A 15,397-nucleotide genomic window follows, 5' to 3' on the forward strand; every position below is an offset into this window, starting at 1 on the left:
GTGAGCGGGTGTCACGACTCGGGGCGGGGGAGCGTGCGGAGCACCTGCGCGGCCTCCGTCATGATCCGGGCGACCAGCTCCTCGCAGCTGGGCAGGTCCTCGATGACACCCGCGACCTGGCCCGCGGCCATCACGCCGAGGTCGGTGCGGCCCTCGACCATGGACGCCCGCAGGAGCATCGGGGTGTTCGCGGCGAGCAGCACCTGACTCCAGGACAGGTCCTTGCCGTGCCGCATGGCGAGGCCGTCGCGGACCATCGCCGGCCAGGAGAGCCCGGAGAGCCGCCGGAAACCGGCGGCCCTGCGGACGGCCTGCGCCAGCGCTCGGACCCGGCCGGCGTTCTCCAGGGACGCGACGAGCTCGGTGCGGAGCATCCGGTGCGGCAGCCCGTCGACGGCGGTGGTGACGGTGACGTCCTTGACCGTGGCGGCCAGATAGCGGGCCTTGACCGCGTCCGGCACGGTCGAGTCGGAGGTCAGCAGGAAGCGGGTGCCCATGGCGATGCCGGCCGCCCCGTGGGCGAGGGCGGCGACCAGCCCCCGGCCGTCGTGGAAACCGCCGGCCGCGATCACCGGGATGCCGACGGCGTCCACCACCTGCGGCAGCAGCACGCTCGTGGCGACCTCCCCGGTGTGCCCGCCGCCCTCGCCGCCCTGCACGAGGACGGCGTCGGCGCCCCAGCCCGCGACCTTCTCGGCGTGCCGCCGGGCGCCCACGGACGGGATGACGACGACCCCGGCGTCCTTCAGCTCGGCGATCAGGTCGCGGGACGGGGCGAGGGCGAAGGAGGCCACCCGTACGCCCTCGTCGACGATGATCCGGACCCGCTCGCGGGCGTCCCCCGCGTCGGCGCGCAGGTTCACGCCGAAAGGCCGGTCGGTGCGGGACCGCACCTCGCGGACCGCGGCGCGCAGTTCGTCCGCGGTCATGGTGGCGGAGGCGAGGATCCCGAGCGCGCCCGCGTTCGCGGTGGCGGAGACGAGCCGGGGACCGGCGACCCAGCCCATCCCGGTCTGCACGATCGGGTGGCGGACACCGGTCAGCTCGGTGAGGGCGGTCCTCATCGGGGCGCGACCTCGCGGTCCCGCAGCCCGCGCGGGTCGATCACCTCGCGGATCAGCCGCAGCTCCTCGGCCGTGGGATCCCGGGTGTACGGCACCTCGTCGGCGATCACCAGGTCGAAGCCGGTGGCCGCGCGGACCTCGTCGACGGTGACGCCCGGGTGCACGGAGGCGAGCCGCATCGCGTGGCCGGGGCTCTCGAAGTCGAGGACGGCGAGGTCGGTGACGACCCGGGGGAGGCGGTGGTACGGCCCGACGGCATGGTCGTAGCCCACACCGCTGATCATGTCGACGCGCTCGACGAAGACCCGGGGCGAGTGCTTGGGGATCCAGTAACTCACCGGATTGTTCAGGGTGTTGACCGGCGCGCCGCGCACCCCGAGGAGCTGGCGGGTGGGGCGCTCCCAGTCGCCGATGCAGGAGATGTTCTGGTTGCCGTACCGGTCGATCTGGCTGGCCCCCATCATCACGTGCCGCTTGCCGCCGGTGACCATGGTCAGGTGCCTGCGGTACGGCAGCCAGCCCTCGGGCTGCCCGTCGAGGCCGACGAGCAGGGCCTCGCCGTCGGTGAGGAGGAGGTCGGGGGCGAAGGTGCGCTTGGCCAGCCGGGCGCCGAAGGAGGGGATCGGGCCCATCGGGCTGGCGAGCACCTCGCCGTTGTCGCGCCAGGCCTCGGCGCAGGCGATGAGGCAGTGCTCGGCCCGGCTGACCGCCGGCGTCGTGTCCCTCGTCGTTTCCGTCGTCACGTCCGCTGCTCCTCGTGCCAGGCCTGGACGGCCGCCTGGTAGTCGTTCTCGCTCTTGCCCGACAGGAAGCGCTCGGCGAACTCGGGCCAGGGAGTGGTCGCGTAGAGCTTCTGGAAGGGCTCGTCGCGGTCGTGGTCGGGGGCGCAGGAGGTGAAGTGCGCCCCGTTCGGGGTCTCGACGACGCCGGTGACGCTGTGGCGTCCGATCAGGAGGGTCTGGGGCACGGTGTCGGGCGCGAAGCCGTCGACGAGCGCCTCGCACGAGACGTACGCGGTGTCGGCGGCCTCGCAGAAGAGGTCGTCGAAGTACGGGTCGGGGCCGAGGTACTGGCCGTTGCCGAGCCGGTCGGCGCGGTTGACGTGGACGAGGGCCGCGTCGAGCCGCAGGGCGGGCACGGCGACGAACTCCTCGCCGTCCTCGTACGGCGAGGTGACGGTCCGCAGGCCTGGGTTGACCCGCATCACGTCGGAGCCGAGCCCCGCCCGCACCGGCAGGAAGGGCAGCCGGTTGGCGGCGGCGTGCAGGCCCCACATGAACATCGCCTCGTCGTACTCGGTGAGTTCGAGGGTGCCGCGCTCGCGGGCCGCCCGGAAGTGGGGTTCGAGGGGGATGGAGTCCAGGGTCACGAAGGGGGCGACGAGCCGCCGGATCCGGCCGGCGGCGGCGAGCAGGCCGACGTCGGGGCCGCCGTACGAGACCACCGTGAGATCGGTGATCTCGGACCGGAGCAGCGCTCTGACCAGGGCCATCGGCTTGCGCCGCGAGCCCCAGCCGCCGATCCCGATCGTCATGCCGGAGCGGAGCCGGCCCACGACGTCCTCGGGGGTCATGGTCTTGTCGGTCACGGGGAGTTCTCCTTCCCGAAGGTGTCGCGGACCCGGTCGGCGACCCCGCTCAGATTGGCCTCGAAGGTGAAGCCCTGCTCGAAGCGGTAGCTGCGCCGGACGTCCACGGGGTCGATGCCGTTGAGCGCGGCCTTCGCGAGCCGCAGCAGGCTGCCGTCCTTCGCGGCGATCTCCCCGGCGAGCGCCAGGGCGGCGTCCAGGAGTCCGGCGCGGGGGACCACCTCCCAGACCGAGCCGTGGGCATGCAGTTCGGCGGCGGTCGCGGTCCGCGAGGTGTAGTAGAGCGTCCGCATCAGGTGCTGGGGGACCAGCCGGGCGAGATGGGTGGCGGCGCCGAGCGCGCCCCGGTCCAGCTCGGGCAGCCCGAAGACGGCGTCCTCGGCGGCGACGATCGCGTCGGCGTTGCCGACGAGCCCGATGCCGCCGCCCAGGCAGTGCCCGGCGACCGCGGCCACGACCGGCACCTCGCACTCGTAGACGGCGGCGAAGGCCTCGGCGCAGCCGCTGTTGGCGCCGATCAGGGAGGTGTGCCCGGGGTCGCGCTGCAACTCCTTGATGTCGACGCCCGCGTTGAAGCCGCGTCCCTCGGCGGCGAGGACGACGCAGCGGACCTCGGGGTCGCGGCCGGCCGTGCGGACGGCGTCGGCGAGCGCGTACCAGCCCTTGACGGGCAGGGCGTTGACGGGGGGGAAGTCGACGGTGACCAGGGCCACGCCCGGAGCGGGGCGCGAGGTGCAGACACCCATGAGTGGATCAGCTACCTTTCCACCAAACGTTTGTTAGGTAACCTCTTGAGGAGGAAGGTAGCAGCCGATGGAGCTGGACGGGAGGGTCGTGCTCGTCACCGGCGGAACCCGCGGCGTCGGAGCGGGCATCGCACGCGCCTTTCTGCGGGCCGGCGCCCGGGTCGCCGTCTGCGCCCGCAGGCCCCCGGACACACCGGTCGCGGCGGCGGGCCGCACCGCCGACTTCCACCCGCTCGACCTGCGGGAACCCGCCGCTGTACGGGAGTTCTTCACTGCCTTCGCCGAGCGGTACGGACGGCTCGACGCCCTCGTCAACAACGCGGGCGGCAGCCCGTACCGGCTCCTCGGCGAGGGCGAGGCCGAACGTCACGCGCGGGTCGTCGAGCTGAACCTCACCGCCCCGCTCGCCGTCAGCCTCGCCGCCCGCCCGCTGCTCGGCGCCTCGCGCGGCGCCGTCGTCATGATCGGCAGCGTCAGCGGCACCCGGCCCTCCCCGGGGACCGCCGCCTACGGCGCGGCCAAGGCGGGCCTGGAGAACCTGGCCCGCTCCATGGCCGTCGAATGGGCCCCCGAGGTACGGGTCAACACCCTCGTCCTCGGCATGGTGCGGACCGAGCTGTCCCACCTGCACTACGGCGACGAGGACGGGATCGCCGCCGTCGGCCGGACCGTACCGCTGGGCCGGCTCGCCGAACCGGACGAGATCGGGGAGGCGGCCGTCTTCCTCGCCTCCGGCCGGGCCGGCTACGTCTCGGGGGCCTCGCTCCTCGTGCACGGCGGCGGCGAACGCCCCGCCTTCCTGGACGCCGCAACCGCCAACAAGGAGAGCTGACATGGGGATCTGCGAGGACCGCGTGGTCATCGTGACGGGAGCCGGACGCGGGCTCGGACGGGCGCACGCGCTCGCCTTCGCCGCCGAGGGCGCCCGGGTCGTCGTCAACGACCTGGGGGTCGGCCTCGACGGCCGCCCCGGGCCCGACAGTCCGGCGGCGGCGGTCGTCGAGGAGATCAGGGCCGCGGGCGGCGAGGCCGTCGCGCACGGCGGCGACATCGCGACCACCGAGGGCGCCGCCTCCCTGATCGCGACCGCCCTCGACACGTACGGGCGGCTCGACACCCTCGTCAGCAACGCCGGCTTCCTGCGCGACCGGATGCTCGTCAACCTCGACGAGGAGGACTGGGACGCCGTCATGCGCGTCCACGGCAAGGGCCACTTCCTGCCGCTGCGGCACGCCGCCGCGCACTGGCGGGCCGAGGCGAAGGCGGGGCGGACGCCGGTGGCGCGGATCGTCCACACCACCTCGGGCGCGGGCCTCCTCGGCAGCGTCGGACAGGGCAACTACGCGGCGGCGAAGGCGGCGATCGTCGGCCTCACCCTGGTCGCGGCGGCGGAGCTGGCCCGGTACGGGGTCCAGGTCAACGCCATCGCCCCGGCGGCCAGGACCCGGATGACCGAGCAGGTCTTCGACGGCCTCGACGCCCTCCCCGAGGACGTGTCCCCCCTGGTGGTCTGGCTGGGCTCGGCCGCCTCGGAGGGCGTGACGGGCCGGGTCTTCGAAGCGGAAGGCGGCCGCCTCACGGTCATGGAGGGCTGGCGCCCGGGCCCGACGGCGGACAAGGAAGGCCGCAGAACCCCGACGGAAGCGGGCGAGACGGCCCGCGAACTCCTGACGGAGTCGGAGCGGCCGATGCCGGTCTACGGCGCTTAGCCCTCGTCCGTCAGGCGTTTCGTCGCGGCGCGTTGGCGGGTCGTCGCGCCGGTCAGGAAGCGGGTGATCGTCTTCAGTTCGTCGGTGGTGAACTCCTCGTAGAGTTCGTGCACTTCGCGGGCCCAGTCGTCGAAGAGGGGGGCCAGTTCCGCCAGTTTCTCCGGGCGGGGCTCGACGAGCACCCGGCGCTTGTCCGTCGGGTGCTTCACCCTGCGGACGAAGCCCTTGCGTTCGAGGCGGTCGACGAGGCCGGTGACGGAGGCGGGGGCGAGGCCGGAGTGTTCGGCCAGTTCCTTGGCGGTGAGGGCGCCGTGCCGTTGCAGCAGGTCGAGCGTCTTGGTCTCGGTGGCGCCCAGGTCCTGCTGGGCGGCGACCGCCGAGTGGAAGGCGACGGACGCGGCGCTGGAGTCCCGCCCGGCGGCGGTGAGGGCGGCGGTGACCTCGGCGCGTGTGGGGTCCTGCTGGCTCATGGGGGCAGCCTAGCAAAATTCATTTAGTTCGCCCGAACGAAAGACTTGCGATCACGGGCCGCCCTGTGCCAGTTTTTATTTCGTTCGCCCGAACGAAATAAAAGGAGGGTCGAGATGTCCACGACCGCCACGACCGACACCGCCGCCACCGGCGACCCGTTCACCGTCCACCCGCGCCGCTGGGCCGCCGCCGTCGTCATGATGACCGCCGCCCTGATGGACCTCGTGGACGTCACGATCGTCAACGTCGCCCTGCCCTCCCTCGGGCAGGGCCTCGGCGCCTCCGAGAGCGCCCTCCAGTGGACCGTCTCCGCCTACCTCCTCGGCTTCGCCGCCACCCTCGTCGTCGCCGGACGGCTCGGCGACCGGTACGGCCGCAAGGCCCTCTTCCTCGCCGGCACCGCCGGCTTCGGCCTCGCGAGCCTCGCCTGCGGCCTCGCCCGGACCCCCGGCCAGCTGATCGCCGCCCGCGCCGTCCAGGGCGTGACCGCCGCCGTCCTCATGCCCCAGGTGCTCGGCTCCTTCCAGAGCCTCTTCCGGGGCGAGGAGCGCGGCAAGGTCTTCGGGATGTACGGCGCCGTCGCCGGCTTCGCCTCCGCGATCGGCCTGCTGCTCGGCGGCGTCCTCACCGACGCCGACCTCTTCGGGCTCGGCTGGCGCAGCGTCTTCCTCGTCAACGTGCCCGTCGCCGCCCTCACCCTGGCCGCCGCCTTCGTCCTCGTCCCCGCCACCCGCGAGCGCGCCGCCGACCGGCCCCCGCTGCTCGGCAGCCTCGTCCTCGCCGCCGGTCTCGTCGCCGTCGTCCTGCCGCTCGTCCAGGGCCGCGGCTGGGGCTGGCCGCTCTGGGGCTGGGCCCTGCTCGCCGCCGGAGTGCTCACCGTGACGGCGGTCGCGGTGCGCGGCTCCGTACTGCCCGGCCGGATCTTCGCCGTCCCCGCCTTCTCGTACGGCCTCGCCGTCCAGCTCCTCTTCGCCTTCGGCATGCAGGGCTTCTTCCTGGTCCTCGCGATCTGGCTGCAGGGCGGCCAGGGCTACAGCCCGACCCAGGCGGGCGTCCTGATGGCGGCCTTCTCCGCGGGCGGCTTCCTCACCGCGCCCGCCGCCGAACCGATCGCCGTCAGGCTCGGCCGGTACGTCCCCGCCTCCGGCGCACTGCTGATGGCCCTCGGCTACGGCTGGGTCTGGTACGCCATGGAGGCCGCCGCCCCCGTCCACACCGGCGCCTGGCCGCTGGTCCCCGGCCTCGCCGTCGCCGGCGCGGGCCTCGGACTCCTCGTCGTCCCGCTCGTCGGCATCGTCCTCTCGGCAGCCCCGGCGGAACTCGCGGGCGGCGCGTCCGGAGTCTTCTCCACGGCCCAGCAGTTCGGCGGCGCCCTCGGCGCCGCGGCCATCGGCACCGCCTGGTTCGCGGACCTCTCGCTCGGTGCGGCCATGCCCTGGGTCCTCGCCGCCTACGCGGGCGCGGCCCTGCTGAGCCTGCGGCTCCCGGCGGGCGGCCGGTGAGGCCCACCCCGCGAACGGTGCGGACGGTGCGGCGCCGGGTTCCCCGCGAACCCCGGCTCCGCACACCGGATTCCGGCGGGCTCCGCGCCGCGCACCGGATTCCCGCGAACCCCCGCGCCGCGCACCCGATTCCCGCGGACCCCGCCCCGCACACCGGATCCCCACGTTCGCGGGGAAGCGGTTAACGTCCGGAGAATTGAAGGCCGTCGGGCTTCCCGGCCGGTTCTACGCGCGTCATCGTCGTAGCCATGCGAATCCCCCCTCGATTCACCCTCGCCGGCGGTGTCGCCACCGCCCTCCTGTCCTCCCTCCTCCTCGGCGCCCCCGCCACCGCCGCCCCGGCCCCCGCGCCCGCCGCCGTCACCACCGTCACGGCGACCGCCTCCGTCGGGAGCATCTGCTACTCCGCCCTGCCCGGCCAGGCGTACGACACGCTCCGGCTGATCGACGCGGGCGGCCCCTTCCCGTACAGCCAGGACGGCTCCGTCTTCCAGAACCGGGAGGGCGTCCTGCCCTCCCACACGCTGGGCTACTACCACGAGTACACGGTCAAGACCCCGAACGTCACCACCCGGGGCGCCCGCCGCATCGTCACCGGGAACGCGGCGGACGAGGACTACTACACCTCCGACCACTACGCGTCCTTCGACCTGATCGACCACGGCTGCTGACGCTCCCCGCGCTCAGGCGCGGCGCGGATGCATCCATTCCAGCCGGGTCCTGGCCCGGGGGTCGTGGACGTACTCCAGGGCGGCCAGCGCCGTCTCCCGCGCCGCGCCCTCCGGGTCGCCGTCCGCGAGCACCGCGGCCAGCGCGTCGACGGCGCGCGGGTCCTGACGGATCGCCAGTCCGCGCGCCGCCTCCGCCGCCGTCTCCGGATCGCTGTCGCCGAGCCGCTCCGCGAGCCCCTCCCGTACGAGCGGGGTGTCGTCGGGCAGTTCGGCGAGGGCGAGCGTCGCCCAGTCCCGTACCCGCGCGTCACCGTCCCGGCTCAGCGCGAGCAGCACCCCGAGCGCCTCCACGTGCCCGGCCGGCACGATCCCGGCGAGCGCCCCCGCGACCGCCCGCCGCACCACCGGATCGGGATGCGCGGCCGACGCGAGGAGTTCGGGCACCGCCGACGGCTCCGCGCACTCCCCGAGCGCCCACACCACCGACAGCGCCGGCTCCCGCGCGGTGCCCGTCGCCTCCGCCGCCACCCTCCGCAGCACCGGCACCGCGCTCGGCCCGAAGCCCGGCAGGGCGCCGAGGACCCGTGCGCCCAGCGCCCGGCGCAGCGGATCGCGGTACGCGCACCAGGCCGCCGCCGCCACGAAGGTCTCCTCGTCGGCCCGGCCCGCCAGTTCGGCCACCGCCGTCGTCCAGTCGTCCAGCTCCGGATCGCCGCAGCGCAGCGCCCGCGCGGCCAGCTCCTCGTGCGAGGTGTGCAGCCCGAGCGCGGTCTCCAGCAGGGTGGAGACCGCCGCGTGCCCGGTTCCCCGGTCGTCGCCGCGCCCCGGGGCGCCGTCCTCCCGCAGCAGTTCGACGACGACCGTCACCCCGCCGTCCTCCCGGACCCGGCGCACCACCGCCTCGTACGTCTCCCCGCCCTCGTTCCCGGCGACGAGCCCGCGCCGCAGCTCGGCCGCGATGTCCGCGCCGATCCAGCGCCGTGCCTCCCGGAGCGCCGCCTCCCGCGCGTCCGCCCCGTGGTCGAGGAGCGCCCGCACACAGCCGGTGGAACCGCGCCGGGCGGCGGCCACGAGGGGGAGCAGCCCGTCGGGCCCGCGCCGGTCCGGGTCGGCCCCGTACTCCAGGAGCACCCTCGCCGTGTCGGCGTGCCCGAGGCGCAGCGCCCAGGCGAGCGCCGTGAAGCCGTAGGCCTCCTCCTGGTCCGCCGGCGCGCCCGCCGAGAGCAGGGCCCGCACCACTCCGGCGTGCCCGCCGCAGGCGGCCCCGCACAGCGGCAGGTCGCCGCCGTCCTCGCCGCTGCCCCGGCCCGGGTCCGCCCCGGCGGCCAGCAGCACCCGCACGATTCCGGCCTCGTCGCTGACGGCCGCCCGGTAGAGGGCGGTCTCGTCGTCCTCCCGGTCCTCGGGGTCGGCCCCGTCCCGCAGGGCGCGTACGGCCCCGTCCTCGTCCCCGTCCCGGATGGCGTCGAACAACGTGCTCATGCCCCGACCCTGACTCCCCGTCCGGTCCTGGCGCAAATCGATTGCCCCCGCCGGGCGCGCCGCCGGGTCGCGTCCAGGGCGTGCCGGAAAGTCCCGCCTGGCGCACGACGCCCGGCACGCACGCTCGCCGCGTCAGCCCGCGCACTCCAGGACCGTCCGGCACACCCCGCACCGGGCCCGCAGCGCCCGGCCCGCCGGGACGCGGAGGCGCCGGCGGCAGACCGGGCAGCGGAAGGAGACGCCCGTCGCGGGCGCTCCGCCCTCGAAGCGGTACGGGGCGCCCTCGCCCGCCCGGCCCCGGCGGCGCTCCCAGCCGTACCGGCGGCGCTCGGCCCAGCCCGCTCCGGCGAGCGGCGGCGGCGTCCGCTCCCGGCCGGCCTCCGCCCGGCCGCGTACCCAGGCCTCGTAGGCCACGTCGCTGGTGAACCACGGCGAGGGGTCCTCGCCGAAGACCTCGGCCCGCTTGGCGAGGACGTAGCCGAACTCCTCCGGGGTCAGATAGCCCAGCTTCTGGCTCTCCACGCCGTCCTGCCGGAACGCGTCGAGCAGCAGCCAGCCCGCGCCCAGATAGGTGGTGACGACGTCGGTGAGGATCTCGTTCTCGGCGGTGCCGGGGAAGCCGAGGCCGAGCCGGTGCAGCAGGACATGGGTGATCTCGTGGGCGAGGGCCGCGCCGATGTCCCGGCGGCGGGTCCGGAAGCGGTCGTTCAGCTCCACGAAGTACTCGGGTCCCGCCGCGAGTTCGACGGCCGCCGCGTGTTCCATCGGCCGGAAGCTCACGATCATGCGCGCCTCGGGCAGCCGGAGGTGCCGGACCAGGGTGCGGGCCACCCGCTGGGCGCCGAGGTGGAGGTCCTCGTCGTCGGCGAGGGCCACGTCGGCGGCGGGCACGCTCAGCGGATAGCGGTGGACGCCGTCGGGGGAGAGGCGCCGGTAGAGCGCGGTGAGCGAGTCCTCGACGGTGGCGCGGTGCGGGAAGCCGTGGGCGACACGCGTGCCCTCCTGGCGGTGCGGCATACCGGTTCCCCCCTTCCGTCCACTGTACGGTCCCCTCTCCGGGCCTGGCCGAAAACGCTTCCTTGTGGGGGCAGTTGGCCGCTGTCCATAATCCGGACATGTCTTGACGGGCGCATGTCATCGCCCGTGGAGGCCAACCCCCCATGAGAGAAGGCAGGCACATGAAGCAGCACCGCATGGTCCGCGCACTCCAGAAGCTGGCCGCCGCAGGCGCCGTCGTCCTGGCGGCCGTCAGCCTCCAGCCCACCACCGCGTCCGCCGCCCCCGCCCCCGTCGTCGGCGGCACCCGCGCCGCCCAGGGCGAGTTCCCCTGGATGGTCAGGCTCTCCATGGGCTGCGGCGGCTCGCTGATCAGCCCCCAGGTCGTGCTCACCGCCGCGCACTGCGTCAGCGGCTCCGGCAACAACACGAGCATCACCGCCACCGCCGGTGTCGTCGACCTGCAGAGCTCCAGCGCCATCAAGGTCAGGTCCACCAAGGTGCTCCAGGCCCCGGGCTACAACGGCAAGGGCAAGGACTGGGCGCTGATCAAGCTCGCCAGCCCGATCACCTCGCTGCCCAACCTGAAGATCGCCGACACCACCGCGTACAACAGCGGCACCTTCACGGTCGCCGGCTGGGGCGCCGCGACCGAGGGCGGCAGCCAGCAGCGCTACCTGCGCAAGGCGAACGTGCCGTTCGTCTCCGACGCCTCCTGCCAGTCCTCCTACGGCACGGACCTCGTGCCCGCCGAGGAGATCTGCGCCGGCTACAGCCAGGGCGGGGTCGACACCTGCCAGGGCGACTCCGGCGGCCCGATGTTCCGCAAGGACAACGCCGGTGCCTGGGTCCAGGTCGGCATCGTGAGCTGGGGCGAGGGCTGTGCGCGGGCCGGCTACCCCGGCGTCTACACGGAGGTCTCGACCTTCGCCGCCGCGATCACCTCGGCCGCGGCCACGCTGTAGCGGCCCCGTGAACGGGTGCCCCGGAGCGGCCTCGGCTCCGGGGCACCCCCACGTTCACACCGGGTCCAGCTCCACCGAGGACGGCGCTCCGCCCTCCAGCTCCAGGACCCACACCTCGTTCGCGCCCTCGCGCAGCACGGGCCCCGGTACGAACAGCGCGTCCTGCGGGCCGGCCGTCGTCCAGTAGCGGCCCAGGCAGAAGCCGTTCACCCACACGAAGCCGCGGGTCCCGCCCGGCAGCCGCAGCACCGCGTCCCCGGCCCCGGTCACCTCCAGCGTCCCCCGGTGGAGACCCGGCCCGTACGCCTGCGCCGCCTCGAACGGCAGCTCGTCCACCGCCGCCGCCCCGAACGCATCGAGCCGCAGCCCCCGGGACCGGAACCCGTGCAGATACTGCCGCTCGTGCCGTACGCCCCCGGTGATCCCCTTCGGCTCCGCGAGCCGCGGCCCGTAGTTGACCCGGCCGAGCGACTCCACCCACAGGTCCACGACCGCAGGGCCCGCCACCGGCTCGGGAAGGACGGCGTCCACCTCGTCCAGCACCCCCGCCGGGAGCCCGTCGACGTACACCACCGCGCGGTCCCGCAGCCCCGTCACCCCCAGCGGGTACGGCTGCCGGGGACCCGGCACCGCCACCCGGTGGCGGACCAGACCCCGGTCCACCCCCAGCTCCTCGAAGGTCGGCGGCACCGGCGTCACCGTCTCCTCCCCGCCGAGCGCACCGAGCACCGCGTCCAGCGGCACCCAGCCCTCCAGCGCCCCGGAGACCGGGGCCGCGAGCCGCGCCGGGGGCTCCGGCACCTCCGGCAGCGGCCCCTCCGCGTACGCCGCGAGCACCTCGCGGAAGGCCCAGAACTTCTCCGTCGGCCGCCCCGCCTCGTCGACCGGGGCGTCGTAGTCGTACGAGGTCACCGTCGCCCGCAACGGCCCGTCGTGCAGCTCACCGTCCCGGTTCGCGCCCGCCCAGCCGCCGAAGTTCGTCCCGCCGTGCGCCATGTACACATTGACCGAGGCCCCGCACTCCAGGATCTCCCGCAGCGCCGCCGCCGCGTCCGCCGCGTCCCGCACCGCGTGCTCCCGGCCCCAGTGGTCGAACCAGCCGCACCAGAACTCCATGCACATCAGCGGCCCCGAAGGCTGGTGGCGCCGCAGCGTCGCGAGGCCCTCCCGCGCCCCCGAGCCGAAGTTCGCCGTCGCGAGCACCCCCGGCACCGAACCACCCGTCAGCATGTGGTCCTCCGGACCGTCCGAGGTGAACAGCGGCACGCTCACCCCGCACTCCCGCAGCAGCTGCTCCAGCCACTCCAGATAGCCCCGGTCGCTGCCGTAACTCCCGTACTCGTTCTCCACCTGGACGAGGACCACCGGGCCGCCCCGGTCGATCTGCCGCTCCACCACCTGCGGAAGCAGCCGCCGGAACCAGGACTCCACCGGCGCCAGGAACTCCGGGTCGAAGGTCCGCACCCGCCGCCCGAGCGGTCCGGTCAGCCAGTGCGGCAGCCCGCCGTTCTCCCACTCGGCGCAGATGTACGGCCCCGGGCGCACGATCGCCCGCATCCCGGCCCGCCCCACCGCGTCCAGGAACCGGCCGAGCGCCTCCACGTCCGCGTACCGGCCCGGCTCCGGCTCGTGCAGATTCCAGGGGACGTACGTCTCCACGCAGTCGAGGCCCATCGCACGCAGCATCCCGAGCCGGTGCTCCCACTGCCCCTCGTGCACCCGGAAGTAGTGCAGCGCCCCCGAGAGCAGCCGCACCGGCCGCCCGTCGAGCAGAAAGTCCTCGTCACCCACAGCGAACGTGCTCATGGCCTCAGCCTCACCCCCTGGCGGCGAACCGGTCCATGGACAAAGATCGTCGCAGTTTGGACGTTCAGGGTCCGCCGACGCCGGCCCCGACGTCAGGGCCCGACGGGGCCCGCCCGACCACGTGCCGGCCCGGGGAGGGCAACCACCGCATGTACCACACCTGGATGCGCTACTTCACGCCCAGCCCCGTCCACCACCGCCTCGGCCTCGTCTGCCTCGGCGTCGGCCTCCAGCACGGCACCCTGCCCACCGTCGGGCCCCGCACCCTCGACCACCACGTGGCCGTCGTCGTCTCCGCCGGCGGCGGCTGGTACCGGGGCGCCGACGGGCGCCGCACCGCCGTCACCGCCCCCGCCCTGCTCTGGCTCACCCCCGGCGTCCCCCACCACTACGGGGCCGACCCCGGCACCGGCTGGGACGAGGCCTTCGTCGACTTCTCAGGACCGGCCGCCACCACGTACACCGAACTCGGCTACATCGAGCCCGACCGGCCCGTCGTCCCCCTCTCCGACGCCGCGCCCGCCCGCGCCGCCATCGCACGGATCGCCCGCGCCGCCCGCCCCGGCAACCCCCTCCTGGAGGTCGAGACCGGCGCCGCCGTCCACGAACTCCTCGTCGCCCTGCGCCGCGCCCGCGCCGACACCAACGCCGACGGCGACCCCGTCCTCGCCGCCCTCGCCCGCGACGCCTTCCAGCCGCTCTCCGTCGCGGAGCACGCCGCCCGGCACGGCATGACCGCCGCCGAACTGCGCACCGCCGTCCGCCGGGCCGCCGGGTGCAGCCCCAAGGACTATCTGCTCACCGTCCGCCTCGGCCGCGCCAAGGAACTCCTCGCCGCCACCGAACTGCCCGTCGCCGCCGTCGCCCGCCGCGTCGGCTACGACGACCCCGCCTACTTCTCCCGGCTCTTCACCCGCCGGGTCGGCACCGCCCCCATCCGCTTCCGCGAGCAGCAGGGACGGTCCGTGCACGGGGGCTGGAGCAACCGCGTTCCGGATCCCGAACACCCGCCCACGATCCTCCCGCGATCCGTCTAAGCTCGCAGATCATGAGCGACTCCAGCGCGAATGACCCCACCGTCACCGCAGACGCGATCGACCCGACCGTCACGGCGGAACTGACCCGTCTGCGCGAAAGCATCGACAACATCGACGCGGCGGTCGTGCACATGCTCGCCGAGCGCTTCAAGTGCACCCAGCAGGTCGGCGTCCTCAAGGCCCGCCACCAGCTGCCGCCCGCCGACCCCGCCCGCGAGGCCCGCCAGATCGCCCGGCTGCGGGAACTCGCCGGGAGCGCGAAACTGGACCCGGCCTTCGCGGAGAAGCTCCTCAACTTCATCATCGCCGAGGTCATCCGCCACCACGAGACGATTGCGGACGGAGCACGCTGATGGCCCGCGTCACGGTCTTCACCCTCGGAGGGACGATCTCCGCCCGCGGCGGCGACGCGGCCCGGATGAGCGGCCAGGAGGTCCTCGCCGAGCTCGGCGGCGACCTCGACGTGGTCCTGAAGGACTTCCGCCGCGTCCCCAGCTCCTCCCTCACCCACGAGGACCTCGCCGCCCTCGCCGCCGAGGTGCGCGCCACCGTCGCCGAGGGCTCCGGCGTGGTCGTCGTCCAGGGCACCGACACCCTGGAGGAGACCGCCTTCGTCCTCGACCTGCTCTGCACCACCGAGCAGCCGATCGCCGTCACCGGCGCCATGCGCCGCCCCGACCTGCCGGGCGCCGACGGCCCCGCCAACCTGGCCGCCGCGCTCGCCGTCGCGGCCGACCCCGCCTGCCGCGGCCTCGGCGTCCTCGTCGTCCTCGCCGACGAGATCCACGCCGCCCGGTTCGCCCGCAAGACCCACACGACCTCCGTCGCCACCTTCGCCTCGCCCGGCACCGGGCCCATCGGCTCCGTCGTCGAGGGGGAGCCCCGCGTCCTGCTCCGCCCCGCCGTCCCGCCCACCCTCTGCCGGCTGAAGCTCGACCCCGAGGTGCGGGTGGCCCTGGTGACCCTCTCCCAGGGCGACCGCGGCGAACTCCTCGAAGCCGTCGACCACCGCTTCCAGGGCCTCGTCGTCGCCGCCTTCGGCGCCGGACACGTCCCCACCTGGCTGGTCGAACCCCTCGAAGAGCTCGCCCACCGCATCCCGGTCGTCCTGGCCTCCCGCACCGGCGGCGGCGCGACCCTCTCGCACACCTACCGCGGCCCCGGCTCCGAGTACGACCTGCTGCACCGCGGCCTCGTCCCGGCCGGCCCGCTCGACCCCGCCAAGGCCCGGATCCTGCTCCACACCCTGCTCTCCAGCGGCGCGGCCGGCCCGGCCGGCTACGACCGCCCCCGGATCGCCGCCGCGTTCGCCCACCTGAACGGCTCCGGACTCGCCTGAGCGGAATGCCCGACCACCCCT

At 74.6% G+C, this 15,397-nt stretch carries 16 protein-coding genes; 8 read left to right on the top strand and 8 right to left on the bottom strand.

Annotated elements, in window-relative coordinates:
* Positions 1-11 precede the first annotated feature (11 nt).
* From ASD33_RS17700 to ASD33_RS17715, 4 genes are read right to left on the bottom strand one after another with little or no spacing between them, the layout of a single operon-like run.
* Positions 12-1,064, bottom strand: coding sequence for a nitronate monooxygenase (locus ASD33_RS17700; RefSeq protein WP_056560806.1), 1,053 nt, complete (start codon positions 1,062-1,064; stop codon positions 12-14).
* The gene (locus ASD33_RS17705) at positions 1,061-1,807 is read right to left on the bottom strand and encodes a CoA-transferase (protein WP_056560808.1); all 747 of its coding nucleotides are present in this window, start codon (positions 1,805-1,807) and stop codon (positions 1,061-1,063) included. The genes ASD33_RS17700 and ASD33_RS17705 overlap by 4 nt, the downstream gene beginning before the upstream one ends.
* Positions 1,804-2,652: a CoA-transferase gene (locus ASD33_RS17710; protein ID WP_056560811.1), complete on the bottom strand. Its 849-nt coding sequence runs from the start codon at positions 2,650-2,652 to the stop codon at positions 1,804-1,806. The genes ASD33_RS17705 and ASD33_RS17710 overlap by 4 nt, the downstream gene beginning before the upstream one ends.
* Positions 2,649-3,398: an enoyl-CoA hydratase family protein gene (locus tag ASD33_RS17715; protein WP_056560814.1), complete on the bottom strand. Its 750-nt coding sequence runs from the start codon at positions 3,396-3,398 to the stop codon at positions 2,649-2,651. The genes ASD33_RS17710 and ASD33_RS17715 overlap by 4 nt, the downstream gene beginning before the upstream one ends.
* Before the next feature lie 67 nt (positions 3,399-3,465).
* Between ASD33_RS17715 and ASD33_RS17720 the strand changes: the two genes are divergently transcribed.
* Both ASD33_RS17720 and ASD33_RS17725 read left to right on the top strand, forming a co-directional pair.
* Positions 3,466-4,230, top strand: coding sequence for an SDR family oxidoreductase (locus ASD33_RS17720; protein ID WP_056560817.1), 765 nt, complete (start codon positions 3,466-3,468; stop codon positions 4,228-4,230).
* Between the two features lies 1 nt (position 4,231).
* Positions 4,232-5,107 carry an SDR family oxidoreductase gene (locus tag ASD33_RS17725; protein ID WP_056560819.1) on the top strand — a complete coding sequence of 292 codons (876 nt, stop codon included), beginning with the start codon at positions 4,232-4,234 and terminating at the stop codon, positions 5,105-5,107.
* Here the strand turns inward: ASD33_RS17725 and ASD33_RS17730 are convergent.
* Positions 5,104-5,577 (bottom strand): MarR family transcriptional regulator, encoded by a 474-nt coding sequence (locus ASD33_RS17730; RefSeq protein WP_056560822.1) that lies wholly within the window; start codon positions 5,575-5,577, stop codon positions 5,104-5,106. The two genes, ASD33_RS17725 and ASD33_RS17730, sit on opposite strands and share 4 nt — an antisense overlap.
* 114 nt (positions 5,578-5,691) lie before the next feature.
* Between ASD33_RS17730 and ASD33_RS17735 the strand changes: the two genes are divergently transcribed.
* Positions 5,692-7,080 carry an MFS transporter gene (locus ASD33_RS17735; RefSeq protein ID WP_056560825.1) on the top strand — a complete coding sequence of 463 codons (1,389 nt, stop codon included), beginning with the start codon at positions 5,692-5,694 and terminating at the stop codon, positions 7,078-7,080.
* 248 nt (positions 7,081-7,328) lie between these two features.
* The gene (locus ASD33_RS17740; protein WP_056560827.1) at positions 7,329-7,751 is read left to right on the top strand and encodes a ribonuclease domain-containing protein; all 423 of its coding nucleotides are present in this window, start codon (positions 7,329-7,331) and stop codon (positions 7,749-7,751) included.
* A gap of 12 nt (positions 7,752-7,763) precedes the next feature.
* Here ASD33_RS17740 and ASD33_RS17745 read toward each other — a convergent pair whose 3' ends face one another.
* Together ASD33_RS17745 and ASD33_RS17750 are read right to left on the bottom strand one after the other, a co-directional pair.
* Positions 7,764-9,233 carry an ankyrin repeat domain-containing protein gene (locus ASD33_RS17745; protein ID WP_056560830.1) on the bottom strand — a complete coding sequence of 490 codons (1,470 nt, stop codon included), beginning with the start codon at positions 9,231-9,233 and terminating at the stop codon, positions 7,764-7,766.
* Positions 9,234-9,365: 132 nt separating this feature from the next.
* Positions 9,366-10,250: a hypothetical protein gene (locus ASD33_RS17750; protein ID WP_056560833.1), complete on the bottom strand. Its 885-nt coding sequence runs from the start codon at positions 10,248-10,250 to the stop codon at positions 9,366-9,368.
* Between the two features lie 161 nt (positions 10,251-10,411).
* On the opposite strand from ASD33_RS17750, the gene ASD33_RS17755 reads away from it, so the two are divergent.
* Positions 10,412-11,194 (top strand): serine protease, encoded by a 783-nt coding sequence (locus tag ASD33_RS17755; protein ID WP_056560835.1) that lies wholly within the window; start codon positions 10,412-10,414, stop codon positions 11,192-11,194.
* Between the two features lie 54 nt (positions 11,195-11,248).
* Here ASD33_RS17755 and ASD33_RS17760 read toward each other — a convergent pair whose 3' ends face one another.
* On the bottom strand, positions 11,249-13,000 hold the full coding sequence (locus tag ASD33_RS17760) for a beta-galactosidase family protein (protein WP_056560838.1): 1,752 nt from the start codon (positions 12,998-13,000) through the stop codon (positions 11,249-11,251).
* 149 nt (positions 13,001-13,149) lie between these two features.
* Between ASD33_RS17760 and ASD33_RS17765 the strand changes: the two genes are divergently transcribed.
* The 3 genes from ASD33_RS17765 to ASD33_RS17775 are packed head-to-tail and all read left to right on the top strand — an operon-like array spanning position 13,150 to position 15,376.
* Positions 13,150-14,037, top strand: a complete 888-nt coding sequence (locus ASD33_RS17765) for an AraC family transcriptional regulator (RefSeq protein ID WP_056560841.1) — start codon at positions 13,150-13,152, stop codon at positions 14,035-14,037.
* An 11-nt stretch (positions 14,038-14,048) separates the two neighbouring features.
* Positions 14,049-14,390 (top strand): chorismate mutase, encoded by a 342-nt coding sequence (locus tag ASD33_RS17770; RefSeq protein ID WP_056560843.1) that lies wholly within the window; start codon positions 14,049-14,051, stop codon positions 14,388-14,390.
* Positions 14,390-15,376: an asparaginase gene (locus tag ASD33_RS17775; RefSeq protein WP_056560847.1), complete on the top strand. Its 987-nt coding sequence runs from the start codon at positions 14,390-14,392 to the stop codon at positions 15,374-15,376. Before ASD33_RS17770 ends, ASD33_RS17775 begins: the two co-directional genes overlap by 1 nt.
* The last annotated feature ends 21 nt before the right edge of the window (positions 15,377-15,397 follow it).

The organism is Streptomyces sp. Root1304, from assembly GCF_001426405.1.
Classification (GTDB): Bacteria; Actinomycetota; Actinomycetes; order Streptomycetales; family Streptomycetaceae; genus Streptomyces.

What these genes read in the sequence shown, in the direction of transcription:
- ASD33_RS17770 (WP_056560843.1), top strand. Translation starts at nt 14,049, where the DNA reads ATGAGCGACTCCAGCGCGAATGACCCCACCGTCACCGCAGACGCGATC.
- ASD33_RS17700 (WP_056560806.1), bottom strand. Translation starts at nt 1,064, where the DNA reads ATGAGGACCGCCCTCACCGAGCTGACCGGTGTCCGCCACCCGATCGTG.
- ASD33_RS17730 (WP_056560822.1), bottom strand. Translation starts at nt 5,577, where the DNA reads ATGAGCCAGCAGGACCCCACACGCGCCGAGGTCACCGCCGCCCTCACC.
- ASD33_RS17720 (WP_056560817.1), top strand. Translation starts at nt 3,466, where the DNA reads ATGGAGCTGGACGGGAGGGTCGTGCTCGTCACCGGCGGAACCCGCGGC.
- ASD33_RS17735 (WP_056560825.1), top strand. Translation starts at nt 5,692, where the DNA reads ATGTCCACGACCGCCACGACCGACACCGCCGCCACCGGCGACCCGTTC.
- ASD33_RS17765 (WP_056560841.1), top strand. Translation starts at nt 13,150, where the DNA reads ATGTACCACACCTGGATGCGCTACTTCACGCCCAGCCCCGTCCACCAC.
- ASD33_RS17740 (WP_056560827.1), top strand. Translation starts at nt 7,329, where the DNA reads ATGCGAATCCCCCCTCGATTCACCCTCGCCGGCGGTGTCGCCACCGCC.
- ASD33_RS17750 (WP_056560833.1), bottom strand. Translation starts at nt 10,250, where the DNA reads ATGCCGCACCGCCAGGAGGGCACGCGTGTCGCCCACGGCTTCCCGCAC.
- ASD33_RS17715 (WP_056560814.1), bottom strand. Translation starts at nt 3,398, where the DNA reads ATGGGTGTCTGCACCTCGCGCCCCGCTCCGGGCGTGGCCCTGGTCACC.
- ASD33_RS17760 (WP_056560838.1), bottom strand. Translation starts at nt 13,000, where the DNA reads ATGAGCACGTTCGCTGTGGGTGACGAGGACTTTCTGCTCGACGGGCGG.
- ASD33_RS17755 (WP_056560835.1), top strand. Translation starts at nt 10,412, where the DNA reads ATGAAGCAGCACCGCATGGTCCGCGCACTCCAGAAGCTGGCCGCCGCA.
- ASD33_RS17775 (WP_056560847.1), top strand. Translation starts at nt 14,390, where the DNA reads ATGGCCCGCGTCACGGTCTTCACCCTCGGAGGGACGATCTCCGCCCGC.
- ASD33_RS17745 (WP_056560830.1), bottom strand. Translation starts at nt 9,233, where the DNA reads ATGAGCACGTTGTTCGACGCCATCCGGGACGGGGACGAGGACGGGGCC.
- ASD33_RS17725 (WP_056560819.1), top strand. Translation starts at nt 4,232, where the DNA reads ATGGGGATCTGCGAGGACCGCGTGGTCATCGTGACGGGAGCCGGACGC.